Here is a 14955-nt window from a genome sequence, read left to right as displayed (position 1 = left end):
GGCCCGGAGCGGGCCTGTCGGTTCAGGCCTCGTCGAGGTCGCCCGCCAGGAAGGCGCGCAGTTCGTCGTCGGAGACCTCGTCGGCGGCCGCTCCCGGTGCCGGCGGTGTGGGCGCGAGGGCGGTGTCGGCCGTCGTGTCCGCGGCGTCCAGCCGGGCCAGCAGATCGCTGAGCCGGCTGCGCAGCCGGTCCTGGACGGCGCTGTCCAGTCCGGTTGCGGTGAACTGGGCTTCCAGGGCGTCGAGTTGATCGAGGACCGGGGAGGTGGGCGGCTGTGCCTCGGGGGCGATGCGCGTCAGGAGATGCGCGGCGAGCCGCTGCGGTGTGGGGTAGTCGAACATGAGCGTCGCGGGCAGTCGTACCCCGGCGAGGGCACCGATGCGGTTGCGCAGTTCGACGGCGGTCAGCGAGTTGAATCCGCTGTCCAGGAACCCTCCTTCGGGGTCGAGGGAGTCCGGGCTGTCGTGCCCGATGACCAGGGCCGCCTGGGTGAGTACGGCGTCCAGGGCGGCGGCGCGGCGGGCGTCGGGGGCGAGCCCGGCGAGGCGGGCGCGCAGCTCGCCCTCGGCGGGCGCCGAGGGCGCGGTGGCCGTGGCGGTCGCGGGGCGCCGGGTGCGGGCCGGGACGAGGTCGCTGACCAGGTCGGGCACCGATCCGTCGGAGGCGCGCAGTGCCGCCGGGTCGAGATCGGCGGGCGCGTGGAACGGCTCCGGGGAGCGCAGCGCCGCGTCGAACAGGGCGAGCGCGTCGTCGGTGGCCATGGGCCTCAGGCCGCTGCGGGCGATGCGGCGCCGGTCGGCCTCGTCGAGCTTGCCGGTCATGCCACTGCGTTCGGCCCACAGGCCCCAGGCGAGGGACTGGACGCGGCGTCCGCCGGCGGCGCGGCGGGCTGCGAGGGCGTCGAGGAAGGCGTTGGCGGCCGAGTAGTTGGCCTGGCCGACGCCGCCGAGGGTGCCGGCGATCGAGGAGAACAGCACGAGCGCGGCGTCGCTGTCGCGGGTGAGTTCCTCCAGCAGGACGGTGGCGTCGGCCTTGGCGCGCAGCACCGTGTCGACGCGCTCGGGGGTGAGGGACTGCACGATGCCGTCGTCGAGGACGCCCGCGGTGTGGACGACCGCGGACAGCGGACGGTCGGCGGGGACGTCGGCGAGCAGGGTGCTCAGGGCGCCACGGTCGCTGACGTCGCAGGCAGCGACGGTGACGTGGGCTCCGTGGCCGCTGAGCTCCGCGCAGAGTTCGGCCATGCCCTCGGCTGCCGCGCCGCGCCGTCCGGCCAGCACCAGGGAGCGTGCGCCGTGGGCGGTGACGAGGTGTCGGGCGATCTCCCGGCCGAGGACGCCGCCGGCGCCGGTGACCAGCACGGTGCCGTTCGCGGGAATGCCGTCCGTCGGGCCGGCGGGCGTGGCCGCCCGGGTGAGCCGGGGGGTGAGCGCGCTGCCCCCGCGCAGGGCGATCTCGCTCTGCGCCGACGCCAGCGCGGCCGGCAGCTGTGCCAGGGAGGCCGCGCTGCCGTCGTGGTCGACCAGGGCGAACCGGCCCGGGTTCTCGGCGCGCGCCGCGCGGACCAGACCCCAGACCGCGGCCTGCGCCGGGTCGGTGCGGGGCGCGTCCTCGGGCCCGGTGGTGACGGCGTGCCGGGTCAGCACCACCAGCCGGGAGCCGGCCAGGCCGGACACGGCCAGCCAGTCGGTGAGGAGGCGCAGCGTGTGGTGGGTGGTGTGCCGTGTGGCCGCGGTGAGGTCGCCGTCCGCGTCGGTGTCGGGCACGGCGGCCAGGACCGTCGCGGGGACGGCCGTGCCGGCCGTGGCGTCGTACAGCGCGGCGGGGTCCGCGTGGTGCTCGGCGGTGCCGAGCGCTGGCGTGGCGGGCGGGAGCGCGTCGCCGACGAGGTGCGGTGTGCCGGCGGGCGGCGTGCCGAGGGCGAGGGGCGACCAGCGGATCCGGTGCAGCGCGCCACGCCCCGGTGCGGCCGGAAGTGCGCTGGTGTCCACGGGCCGCAGGGCGAGCGCGTCGATGTCGGCGACGGGACGTCCCGTGCCGTCGAGCAGGCTCACCCGGTAGGTGTGCTCGCCGACCGGGGTCAGGCGTGCGCGCAGCGCGGTGGCACCGGCGGCGTGCGGTGTGACGTCGGAGAAGGTGAACGGCAGGAGGTTGCCGGTGCCTTCGGCGGCGGCGAGTGCCACGGTGTGCAGGGCCGCGTCCAGAAGGGCCGGGTGCACCCGGAACCGGTCGGTGCCCTGAAGGTGTTCGCCGTCCTCGGCGGCGATCTCCGCGTACACGGTGTCGCCGTCGCGCCAGGCCGCGCGCAGTCCGCGGAAGGCGGGACCGTAGGCGAAGCCGGCGGCGGCGATGCTCTCGTACAGGCCGCTCACGTCGACCTCTGTGGCGGCCGGCGGCGGCCAGGCGCCCGGGAAGGGCGCCGGAGCGGCGGCCGCCGGTGCGTCGCCGAGGGTGCCGTCGGCGTGCCGGGTCCAGGCGCCGCCGGTGGCGGGCCGGGAGTGCACCGCGAGGGCGCGGTCGCCGTTGCCGTCGGGCGCGGCGACGGTGACCTGGAGCTGTACGCCGCCGTGCTCGGGCAGCACCAGCGGCGCCTGCAGCGTCAGGTCGCCGATCCGGGCGGCTCCGACGTGGGCGCAGGCCTCCATGGCGAGGTCGAGGAACGCGGTGCCGGGGAAGAGGATCCGTCCGTCCAGTGCGTGGTCGGCGAGCCAGGGCCGGTCCTGCACGCGGACGGTGCCCGTGAGGACGACCCCGGCGCTGTCGGCGAGCGGGACGGCCGCGGTGAGCAGCTGGTGGTGTACGGCGTCCAGGTCCGTGCGGTCGGCGGCGGAGCCGGTCGTCTCCAGCCAGTAGCTGCGCCGCTGGAAGGGGTAGGTGGGCAGGTCGGTGCGGCGGGCGCCGGTGGGGGCGAACCAGGTGGCCCAGTCCACCTGGTGGCCGTGCGTGTGCAGCCGGGCGAGGGCGGAGGCCAGGGACGCCTCTTCCGCCGTGTCGCGCCGCAGGGTGGGTACGAGGGTGGCGTCGCCGTCGACGCAGTCACCGGCGAGCGCGGTGAGGACGCCGCCGGGGCCGATCTCGACGTAGGTGGTGACACCCTGTTCCTCCAGGGTGCGGATGCCGTCGCGGAAGCGGACGGGCTCGCGGACCTGGCGTACCCAGTAGGCGCCGTCGAGGGGCTCGTCGGCGCTGACGGGGCGCCCGGTGACCGTGGACACCAGTGGCAGCGCCGGGGCGGCGTGGCCGAGGTCCGCGGTGCGCGCGGCGAACGTGTCGAGCATGCCGTCCATGTGGTGCGAGTGGAAGGCGTGGCTGACGTTGAGGCGGTGTGTCTTGCGGCCCTGTCCGGCCAGTTCGGCCGCGACCGCGGTGACGGCGTCCTCGTCGCCGGACAGGACCGTGGCGAGCGGGCCGTTGAAGGCCGCGACGGCCACCCGGCCCTCGTGGGCGGCGAGCAGCGGCACCACGTCGTCCGCGCCGGCCTGGACGGAGATCATGACGCCGCCCGTGGGCAGGTCCCCCATGAGCCCGCCGCGCACGGCGACGAGCCGGCAGGCGTCCTCCAGCGTGAGGATCCCCGCGACGTGGGCCGCGGCGATCTCGCCGACGGAGTGGCCGAGCAGCGCGTCGGGCCGTACGCCCAGGCTCTCCAGCAGCCGGTACAGGGCGACCTGGCCGGCGAAGAGTCCGGCCTGGGTGTAGGCCGTGCGGTCCAGGCAGGCGGCCTCAATGCTGCCCTGCTCGGCGAACAGGACGTCGCGCAGGGGCAGTTCGAGGTGGGCGTCGAGGTGGGCGCAGGCCTCGTCGAGCGCGTCGGCGTAGGCGTCGTAGCGCTCGTACAGGGCCCGGCCGACGGCGGCCTGCTGGCTGCCCTGGCCGGAGAACAGGAAGGCCACCTTGCCGCCGCGGGCCCGGTCGGTGGTCAGCAGCGGGTGCTCGCGGCCCTCGGCGAGGGCGGTGAGCGCGTCGGTGAGGGAGGCGGTGTCGTCGGTGACGACGGCCGCGCGGTCGAAGTGCCGGGCGCGGGTGGTGGCCAGGGAGAACGCCAGGTCGGCCGGGGTGGTGTCCGGGCGGGCGGCAATGGCGTCGAGCAGCCGCCGGGCCTGGGCGCGCAGCGCGGCGTCGCCGCGGGCCGACAGCAGCCACGGCAGGCTGCGAACGGTGTCGTCGGCCGGCCGGGGCTCCGCCGGGGCGGGGCGGTCCGGCTCCTGAAGGATCACGTGCGCGTTGGTGCCGGAGACGCCGAAGGACGAGACGCCCGCGCGCCGCGGTGTGTCACCGGGTGCCCAGTCGCGCTCTTCGTGCAGCAGGCGCACGGCGCCGGACGACCAGTCGATGTGCGGGGACGGGTGGTCGGCGTGCAGGGTGCGCGGCAGCACGTCGTGACGCATCGCCATCACCATCTTGATGATGCCCGCGACACCGGAAGCGGCCTGTGTGTGGCCGATGTTGGACTTCAGGGCCCCGAGCCACAGCGGCCGTTCGGCGGGCCGGTCCTGGCCGTAGACGGCCAGCAGTGCCTGCGCCTCGATGGGGTCGCCGAGCGTGGTGCCGGTGCCGTGCGCCTCCACCGCGTCGACGTCCGCCGGGGCGAGCCCGGCGGAGGCCAGCGCCTGGCGGATGACGCGCTGCTGGGCGGGTCCGCTGGGCGCGGTGAGCCCGTTGGAGGCACCGTCCTGGTTGACGGCGGTGCCCGCGACGGTGGCGAGCACCGGGTGGCCGTGGCGGCGCGCGTCGGACAGCCGCTCCAGCAGGAGCAGGCCGACGCCCTCGGCCCAGCCCGCGCCGTCGGCCTCGGCGGCGAACGGCTTGCAGCGGCCGTCCGGCGACAGGGCCCGCTGCCTGCTGAACTCGACGAAGGTGTCCGGGGTGGAGATCACGGTGACACCGCCGGCCAGGGCGAGTTCGCACTCCCCGGACCGCAGGGCCTGGACCGCGAGGTGCAGGGCGACCAGGGAGGAGGAGCAGGCGGTGTCGACGGTGACGGCCGGTCCCTCCAGGCCGAAGGTGTAGGCGATGCGGCCCGAGGCGACGCTGCTGGCGCTGCCGGTGGCGAGGTAGCCCTCCAGTTCCTCGGGCGCCGTACGGGCCCTGCTGCCGTAGTCGTTGTAGTTGGATCCGACGAACACGCCCGCGCGGGCGCCGCGGATCCGGTCCGGATCGATCCCGGCGCGTTCGAACGCCTCCCAGGAGGTCTCCAGCAGCAGCCGGTGCTGCGGGTCGATGGCCACGGCCTCGCGGGGTGCGATCCCGAAGAACGCGGGGTCGAACCGGTCGGCGTCGTGCAGGAAGCCGCCGTGCCGGGCGTACGAGTGCCCGATGCGGTCGGGGTCGGGGTCGTAGAGGTTCTCGACGTCCCAGCCGCGGTCGGCCGGGAACGGCGTGATGGCGTCGGTGCCGTCGGCGACGAGCCGCCACAGCTCCTCCGGCGAGGTGACGCCGCCGGGGAAGCGGCAGCTCATCCCGACGATGACGATCGGGTCGTCGTCGACGGCCGCCGTGGGCAGTTCGAGCACCGGTTCGGCGGTGGCGTCCGTCCCGAACAGCTCCCCGTCCAGGTAGGCGGCGAGGGCGCTGGCGGAGGGGTGGTCGAAGGCGAGGGTGACCGGCAGGCGCAGCCCGGTGGCCTCCGCGAACCGGTTGCGCAGTTCGACGGCGGTCAGCGAGTCGAATCCGACGTCCCGGAAGGCACGCCCGTCGGGTACGGCGTCCGGATCCGCGTGGCCGAGCACGGCCGAGGCCTGCGCGCGGACCTCGGCGACGAGCGCGGCGCGGCGCTCCACCGGGGCCAGACCCGCCAGTCGCTCGACGAGCGGCGGCCCGTCGGCGGACTCGGGCTTCTTCTGCGCCTGCTCCGTGGCCAGGGCCGCCCGGGCCTCCGGGAACTCCCGCAGCGCGGCGAACGCACGCGCGGTGATCAGCTTCCAGTCGACATCGGCGACGATCAGGAACTCCTCGTCCTGTTCGAGCGCCTTGTGCAGCGAGGCGACGGCCAGTTCGGGGTCCATCGGGGGTACGCCGTCCCGGCGCAGCCGCTCGGCGACTTCCTCCCCGACCATGCCGCCGCCCGCCCAGGTGCCCCAGCCGATGGAGGTGGCGGGCAGCCCCTGCGCCCTGCGGCGGGCTGCCAGGGCGTCCAGGAAGGCGTTGGCCGCGGCGTAACTGCCCTGCCCGGGACCGCCGAGGGTACCGGCCATGGACGAGAACAGGACGAACGCGTCGAGGTCGAGGTGCCGGGTGGCCGCGTCGAGGGCGAGTGCGGCGTCGGCCTTGGGGCGCACGACGCCGTGGGCACGCTGCGGGGTGAGCGCGTCGATCAGCCCGTCGTCGATGATGCCGGCCGTGTGCACCACCGCGGTGAGGGTGCCCCCGCCGGGCAGGTCGTCGACGAGCCGCCGCACCGCGTCGGCGTCCGCGACGTCGCAGGCGACGACGGTCGCGGGCGCGCCCAACTCGGCGAGTTCGGCGGCGAGTTCGTCGGCTCCCGGCGCGTCGGGGCCGCGTCGGGAGGCGAGCACCAGGTGCTCTGCACCGCTGCGGGCGAGCCAGCGGGAGACATGCCGGGCGAGCCCGCCCGTGCCACCGGTCACCAGGACGGTGCCGGACGGCTGCCAACTGCCGTCGGGCCGCGGCCCGTCGCCGGCGCGCACCAGGCGGCGCGCGAAGAGTCCGGAGGCACGCACCGCCAGGTGGTCCTCTTCGAGCGTCCCGGACAGTGCGCCGGTCAGGCGGCGCGCGGCACGGTCGTCGAGCGTGCCGGGCAGGTCGACGAGTCCACCCCAGCGCTGCGGGTACTCCAGGGCCGCGATACGGCCGAGGCCCCATGTCATCGCCTGGAGCGGGCTGTTCAGCCGGTCGTTGCGGTGCACGGAGACCGCGCCGCGCGTGGCGCACCACACCGGGCCGTCGAGGCGGAGGTCTCCGAGTGCCTGGAGCAGGGCCGTGGTCAGGACGAGGCCGGTGGGCAGCACGCCCTCGTCCGACCAGGGGGACTCGTCCAGCGCGAGCAGCGACAGCACGCCACCGATCTCCGCGCCGGCGATCCGGTCGCGGAGCAGCTCGGCCATGTGGTCGCGTTCGGCGGCGGGTTCGCCGACGACGAGGAGACGGGCCTCGGCGGACCGCTCGCCGAGCGCGGCGAACACCTCCTGGACCAGGGGGTCGTCCTCGTGTCCGGCCGGCGCGACGAGCAGCCAGGTGCCCGCGAGTTCGTGGGCCTGCGCGGGCTGTTCGTTGAGTGGCCGCCAGGCGACCCGGTAGCGCCAGCCGTCGAGCGTCGAGTGGTTGAGCCGGTCGCGCCGCCACGACGACAGCGCGGGCACCACCTCGGCGAGTGAACGCACGTCCGCCAGACCGAGGCTCTCGGCCAGCGAATCGAGGTCCTGGCTCTCGACGCTGGCCCAGAACCCGTCCTCCAGGGGACCGACGCCACCGGACAGCCCGCCATCGACAGCGGTCTGCCGGGTGACCGGCTCCAGCCAGTAGTGGCTGCGCTGGAAGGCGTACGTCGGCAGCTCCACGCGGCGCGGGGACAGCCCCTCGAACACCCGCGCCCAGTCGACAGCGACACCGCGCGTCCAGGCCTCGCCCAGGGAGAGGTAGAACCGCTCCAGACCGCCCTCACCGCGACGCAGGGACCCGACGACCACGGCATCCGAACCAGCCGCCTCGGCCGTCTCGGCGACCGGCACCGTCAGCACCGGATGCGGACTCATCTCCAGGAACGCACCGTGCCCGGCATCCACCAGACGCCGCACCGCCGGCTCCAGACGTACCGTCTGGCGCAGGTTGCGGTACCAGTACCCCGCATCCGTCTGCGCCGACTCGACCCACTCACCCGTCACCGTCGAGAAGAACGGCACCACCGGCACCGACGCCACCACCGGCGCCAACACCTCCGCCAACTCCCCCTCGATCGCCTCCACATGAGCCGAATGCGACGCGTAATCCACATCGATCCGCCGCACCCGAACGCCGGATTCCTCGGCGTAGGCGACGAGTTCATCCAGCGCGTCCGCGTCACCCGCGACGACCGTGGACGTCGGCCCGTTCACCGCAGCCACCGACACCCGACACGACCAACGACCCGCCAACTCCCCAGCACCCTCGGCATCCAGCGCAACCGACACCATCCCGCCACGCCCCGCCAACGCCACGATCGCCCGCGACCGCAACGCCACCACCCGCGCACCATCCGACAACGACAACGCACCCGCCACCACAGCAGCAGCGATCTCACCCTGCGAATGACCCACCACAGCAGCAGGCCGCACCCCGAACGACTCCCACAACGCGGCAAGCGACACCATCACCGCCCACAACACGGGCTGCACCACGTCCACCCGGTCAAACCCAGGCGCGCCCTCCACCCCGCGCACCACATCCACCAACGACCACTCGACGAACTCCCCCAACGCCACCCCACACTCCGCGAACCGAGCCGCGAACACCGGCGAAGAATCAAGCAGTTCCACCGCCATCCCCACCCACTGCGCACCCTGACCCGGGAACACGAAGACGGGGTCCACGGTGTCGCCGATTCGCTGGGCGGTGCCGCGCGTGAGGGTGGTGCCGGAGGTCCCGGTGGCCAGATCGCGCAGTGCGGCGACGAGGCTGTCGCGGTCGGCGCCGACGACGACGGCGCGTTCCTCCAGTGCGGCGCGGCCGGTCAGGAGGGAGTGCGCGATGTCGACGGGATCGCAGGTCGAGTTCTCCACCTGGTTCAGCAGTCGCTCGGCCTGGGCGCGCAGTGCCTTGTCCGAGCGGGCGGACACCAGCCACGGCACCACGGTGCCGGGCCGGTCCTCGGCGGGCGATGCCGGCTCCTGCGAGGGGAGCGGCTCGGGCTCTTCGAGGATGATGTGGGCGTTCGTACCGCTGACGCCGAAGGAGGAGACGCCGGCCCGGCGGGGTCGGTCGTGCCGTTCCCACGGGCGGGTCTGCGCGAGGACCTCGACCTGTCCCGCCGACCAGTCGACGATCGGGGAGAGCTCCTCGGCGTGCAGGGACTTCGGCAGGGTGGCGTGCCGCATGGCCTGCACCATCTTGATGATCCCGGCCATACCCGAAGCGGCCTGCGCGTGACCGATGTTGGACTTCACCGACCCGAGCCACAACGGCCGGTCGCCGTTCCGCTCCTGCCCATAGGTGGCCAGCAGCGCCTGTGCCTCGATCGGGTCGCCCAGCTTCGTACCCGTACCGTGCGCCTCGACCACGTCCACATCGGCCGCGGACAGACCCGCATCGGCCAACGCCGCACGGATCACCCGCTGCTGGGACAGGCCGTTGGGAGCGGTCAGACCGTTCGACGCACCATCCTGATTCAGCGCCGAACCCCGCACCACCGCCAGCACCTCATGCCCCCGCGCCACGGCGTCCGACAACCGCTCCAGCAGCAGCACGCCTACGCCCTCGGCCATGCCCATGCCGTCGGCCTCGGCCCCGAACGCCTTGCAGCGGCCGTCGACGGCCAGACCACGCTGCCGGCTGAAGCCGACCAGGCCGATGGGCTCGCCCATGACGGCGGCGCCGCCGGTCAGCGCGAGGGAGCATTCGCCCGACCGGAGGGAGCGCATGGCCAGGTGCATGGCGACGAGCGCGGAGGAGCAGCCGGTGTCCATCGTCACGGCCGGGCCTTCGAGGCCGAGCGTGTACGAGATGCGGCCGGAGGCGATGCTGGTGACGGTGCCGGTGATGAGGTGGCCTTCGAGGCCCTCCGGCACCTCGCCGCTCGCTCCGTAGCCCTGGTGGGACACGCCGAGGAAGACACCGGTGTCGCTGCCGCGCAGGCTGTCGGGGGCGATGCCGGCCCGCTCCAGGGTCTCCCAGGTGGTCTCCAGGAGCAGCCGCTGCTGCGGGTCCATCGCGGTCGCCTCACGCGGCGAGATCCCGAAGAACCCGGCGTCGAACTCGGCCGCGTCGTGCAGGAATCCGCCCTCGCGGACGTAGATGGTGCCGGCTCGGTCCGGGTCGGGGTCGTACAGGGTGTCCATGTCCCAGCCGCGATCGACGGGCAGGGACGAGATGGCGTCGGTCTCGTCCAGGACGAGTCGCCAGAAGTCCTCCGGGGAGTGCACTCCGCCGGGGAAGCGGCAGCCCATGGAGACGATCGCGATCGGCTCGTCCTCGTGGGCCGGGCGGGCCGGCGCGGCGGTCGGGAGCGTGGCGGACGGCTCCTCGGTGGTGTCGTCGACGAGGTGTCCGCGCAGGTGGCGTACCAGATCGCGGACGTTGGGATGGTCGAAGACGATGGTGGCCGGCAGCGCGAGGCCGGTCGCCTCGTTGAGGCGGTTGCGCAGTTCGACCGCGGTGAGGGAGTCGAAGCCGAGTTCCCGGAACGCGCGCGTGGCGGCGACCTCGCTGCCGTCGGCGTATCCGAGTACGGCGGCGACCTGGGTGCGGACCACGTCGGTCAGGGTCCGCTCGCGTTCGGGGGCGCTCAGACCGGCGAGTTCCGCGCGCAGTCCGCCGCGCCGTTCGACGGCCCGGTCGAGAACGGCTTCGTCGGCCTGCATCGCGGCCGCCACCTCGGGGACCTCGTGCAGCAGCGGCCGGGGGTGGGCGGCGGTGAAGACGGGGACGAAGCGCTCCCAGTCGATGTCGGCGACGGCGAGGAACGTCTCGTCGTGGTCGAGTGCCTGCTCAAGTCCCGCGACCGCCAGTTCGGCGTCCATGAACGGGATGCCGCGCCAGCGCAGTTGCTCCCGGACGACGTTGACGGCCATGCCTCCGCCCTCCGGGCTCCAGATGCCCCAGGCGAGGGACATGCCGGTCAGCCCGCGGGCCCTGCGGTGGTCGGCGAGGGCGTCGACGTACGCGTTCGAGGCGGAGTAGGCGCCGTGGTCGCCGCTGCCCCAGGTGCCGGCGACGGACGAGTACAGGACGAAGGCGTCCAGCCGGTCGTGGTCGAAGAGCGCGTCGAGGTTGGCGGCGCCGAGCAGCTTGGCGCGGGCGCCCTCGGCGAAGAAGTCGAGGCCGGTGTCGGCGAGGGGGGCGAGCATGCCGACGCCCGCGGTGTGCACGACGGTGCGGATCGCGGGGCCGTCGGACTCGACCCGCTCCACGAGGTGGCGCAGCGCGTCCCGGTCGGCGACGTCGCAGGCCGCGATGGTCACCCGGCAGCCCAGATCGGTCAGTTCCTGCCGCAGCTCCTCCGCACCGGGCGCCTCGGCACCGTGGCGGCTGGTGAGCACCAGATGCTCGGCGCCCTTACGGGCGAGCAGTCGGGCGGTGTGGGCGCCGAGACCGCCGGTGCCCCCGGTGATCAGCGCGGCGCCGCTGGTGCTCCAGGGGCGTGCCGCGCCACGGCCCGCCAGGGGTGTGCGGACCAGCCGCCGGACATGGGCGTTCCGTCCCCGCAGGGCGACCTGGTCCTCGTCACCCCCTTCGGCGAGGACGGCGATGAGACCTCGTACGGCGTCGGGGTCGGGTGCGGAGGGGAGGTCGACGAGTCCGCCCCAGCGGCGCGGCTGCTCCAGGGCGACGACACGGCCGAGTCCCCAAAGTGCGCCCTGCATCGGGTGGTTCACCGGGTCGTCGGCGCCCGTGGTGACGGCTCCACCGGTCAGGAACCACATCTTCGCCTCGACACCGGCGTCCAGCAGGCCCTGGACCAGCAGCAGCGAGCAGAGCATGCCCACCGTCGCGCCGGCGTGGTCCGGGGCCGGATGCTCGTCGAGGGCGAGCAGGGACACGATGCCCCGCACGGAATCGGGCCCGGTGTCCGCCACGGCGTCGGCCAGCCGTGCGGCGATCCGCCCGCGGTCCAGTTCGTCCTCCGCCATCACGAAGGTGACGGGGGTCGCGCCCGCCTCGCTCAGGCCGTTGGCGACGGCTCCGGCGAGGGGCGACAGCGCGTGCTCCTCGGGTACGACGAGCAGCCAGGTGCCGTCGAGCGCACCGCCTTCCGGGAGTTGGTACGGCCGCCACACGACGCGGTAGCGCCAACTGTCCAGCCGGGCACGGCCCTGCCGCCCGCGATGCCAGGCGGACAGAGCGGGAAGGACGTCATCGAGGCCGTCGGTGGCGTCGAGCCCGAGGGTGCGGGCGAGTTCCTCTGCATCGCCCTCCTCGACGGTCCGCCAGAACCGCTCCTGGGCCGGGTCGGCGGCGGCCTGCGCCTTGGGCAGGTCGAGCCAGTAGTGGCTGCGCTGGAAGGCGTACGTCGGCAGCTCCACGCGGCGCGGGGACAGCCCCTCGAACACCGGCGCCCAGTCGACAGCGACACCGCGCGTCCAGGCCTCACCCAGAGAGAGGTAGAACCGCTCCAGACCCCCCTCACCACGACGCAGAGATCCCACGACCACCGCATCCGAACCAGCCGCCTCCACGGTCTCCGCCACCGGCACCGTCAGCACCGGATGCGGACTCATCTCCAGGAACGCGCCATGACCCTCCTCGATCAGCGCGTCCACGGCGGGCTTGAGCCGAACCGTCTGGCGCAAGTTGCGGTACCAGTACCCCGCATCCGTCTGCGCCGACTCGACCCACTCACCCGTCACCGTCGAGAAGAACGGCACCACCGGCACCGACGCCACCACCGGCGCCAACACCTCTGCCAACTCCCCCTCGATCGCCTCCACATGAGCCGAATGCGACGCATAATCCACATCGATCCGCCGCACCCGAACACCCGACTCCTCGGCGTAGGCGACCAGCTCGTCCAACGCATCCGCGTCACCGGACACCACGGTCGACGTCGGCCCGTTCACCGCAGCCACCGACACCCGACCCGACCAACGGCCCGCCAACTCCCCAGCGCCCTCGGCATCCAGCGCAACCGACACCATCCCGCCACGCCCAGCCAGCGCCACGATCGCCCGCGACCGCAACGCCACCACCCGCGCACCATCGGTCAACGACAACGCACCCGCCACCACAGCAGCAGCGATCTCACCCTGCGAATGACCCACCACAGCGGCGGGCTTCACCCCGTACGACTCCCACAGGGCGGCGAGAGACACCATCACCGCCCACAACACGGGCTGGACCACGTCCACCCGGTCAAACCCGGGCGCGCCCTCCACCCCGCGGACCACATCCACCAACGACCACTCGACGAACTCGTCCAACGCCACCGCACACTGCGCGAACCGAGCCGCGAACACCGGCGAGGAATCAAGGAGTTCCACCGCCATCCCCACCCACTGCGCACCCTGACCCGGGAACACGAAGACGGGGTCGAGGCTCGCGCCGGGGCTTTCGCAGAGGCCGCGGACGGCGTTCGCGGGCCGTTCGCCGCGGGCGAGGGCGCGCAGGCCGTTCAGCAGCTCCGTGCGGTCGGCGCCGACGACAGCGGTGCGCTCCTCAAGGGCGGCGCGGCCGGTGGCGAGTGCGTGGGCGATGTCCACCGCGCGCAGGTCGGCGGAGTCCACGCGGTCGAGCAGCCGCTGGGCCTGTTCCTTCAGCGCGGCTTCCGAGCGGGCCGACAGCAGCCAGGGCAGGACGGCGTCGGTCGTCCCGGCCTCGACGGCGTCTTCCTCGGCCGGTTCGGCGATCGGTGCCTGTTCGAGGATGACGTGGGCGTTCGTACCGCTGCCGCCGAAGGAGGAGACGCCCGCGCGGCGCGGCCGGCCGGTCTCGGGCCAGTCGACGGCCTCGGTGAGCACACGCAGGGTGCCGTCGGACCAGTCGACGTGCGGGGTGAGTTCCTCCCCGTGCAGCGACTTGGGGGCGACCCCCCGCCGGAGCGACTCGACCATCTTGATGATGCCCGCGACGCCGGAAGCGGCCTGGGTGTGGGCGATGTTGGACTTCAGGGAGCCTATCCACAGCGGGTTGTCGGCGTCCCGCTCGCGGCCGTACGTGGCCTGCAGTGCCTGCGCCTCGATCGGGTCGCCCAGCTTCGTGCCCGTACCGTGCGCCTCCACCACGTCCACATCAGCCGCGGACAGACCCGCATCGGCCAGCGCCGCACGGATCACCCGCTGCTGCGAGGGCCCGTTGGGAGCCGTCAGACCGTTGGACGCGCCGTCCTGGTTGATCGCCGAACCCCGGATCACCGCCAGCACCTGATGGCCCTGGGCCTCGGCGTCCGACAGCCGCTCCAGCAGCACCACCCCGACGCCTTCGCCCCAGCCCGTGCCGTCGGCACCGGCCGCGAAGGGCTTGCAGCGGCCGTCGACGGCCAGGCCGCGCTGCCGGCTGAACTCGACGAAGTTGCGCATGCTGCCCAGGACGGTGGCACCGGCCGCGACGGCCATGGAGCACTCGCCGGAGCGCAGCGCCCGTACCGCGAGGTGGAGGGCGACCAGCGAGGAGGAGCACATGGTGTCGAGGCTGACGGCCGGTCCCTCGAAACCGAAGCTGTAGGAGATGCGCCCCGACAGCACGGCGGCGGATCCGCCGGTCAGCAGGTGTCCTTCGATGCCCTCCGGCGCGCTGGTGCCGTCGGGGACGTAGGCCTGGTTGCTGGCGCCGACGAACACACCGGTGGAGCTGCCCCGCAGGGTCGTGGGGTCGATACCGGCCCGCTCGAACGCCTCCCAGGTGGTCTCCAGGAGCAGCCGCTGCTGCGGGTCCATCGCGGTCGCCTCACGCGGCGAGATCTCGAAGAACCCCGCGTCGAACTCGGCCGCGTCGTACAGGAAGGCTCCCTGGCGGACGTAGCTGGTGCCGATGCGTTCGGGGTCGGGGTCGTACAGCGCCTCGATGTCCCAGCCACGGTCGGTCGGCAGGTCCGAGACGGTGTCGACGCCGTCGGCGACGATCTGCCACAGGTCCTCGGGGCTGCGCACTCCGCCGGGCATGTGGCAGGCGGTGGCCACGATGGCGATGGGCTCGTGCGCCCGCGTCTCCAGGTCGGTGAGCCTGTGCCGGGTCTGCCGCAGGTCCGTGGTGACGCGCTTGAGGTAGTCCCGCAGCTTGTCCTCGGTAGTACCCGTGGTGCCCGCGTTGCCTGTGTTGTCCGTGTTGGCCATGCCAGTCAGCCCTTCGAGAATCGGGAAGTCGTGTCGGGGGT

The 14955-nt window shown here is 73.8% G+C and carries 1 protein-coding gene; it reads right to left on the bottom strand.

The window, feature by feature from the left end; translation table 11 throughout:
* Nucleotides 1–22: 22 nt before the first annotated feature.
* Nucleotides 23–14914, bottom strand: coding sequence for a type I polyketide synthase (locus AC4OXY_RS43380; protein ID WP_491992463.1), 14892 nt, complete (start codon nt 14912–14914; stop codon nt 23–25).
* Between the last annotated feature and the right edge of the window lie 41 nt (nt 14915–14955).

The organism is Streptomyces sp. HUAS MG56 (assembly GCF_058673395.1).
Note: the sequence above shows the minus strand (reverse complement) of the source record. Positions and strands in the feature narration are given on the sequence as shown.

What these genes read in the sequence shown, in the direction of transcription:
- AC4OXY_RS43380 (WP_491992463.1), bottom strand. Translation starts at nt 14,914, where the DNA reads ATGGCCAACACGGACAACACAGGCAACGCGGGCACCACGGGTACTACC.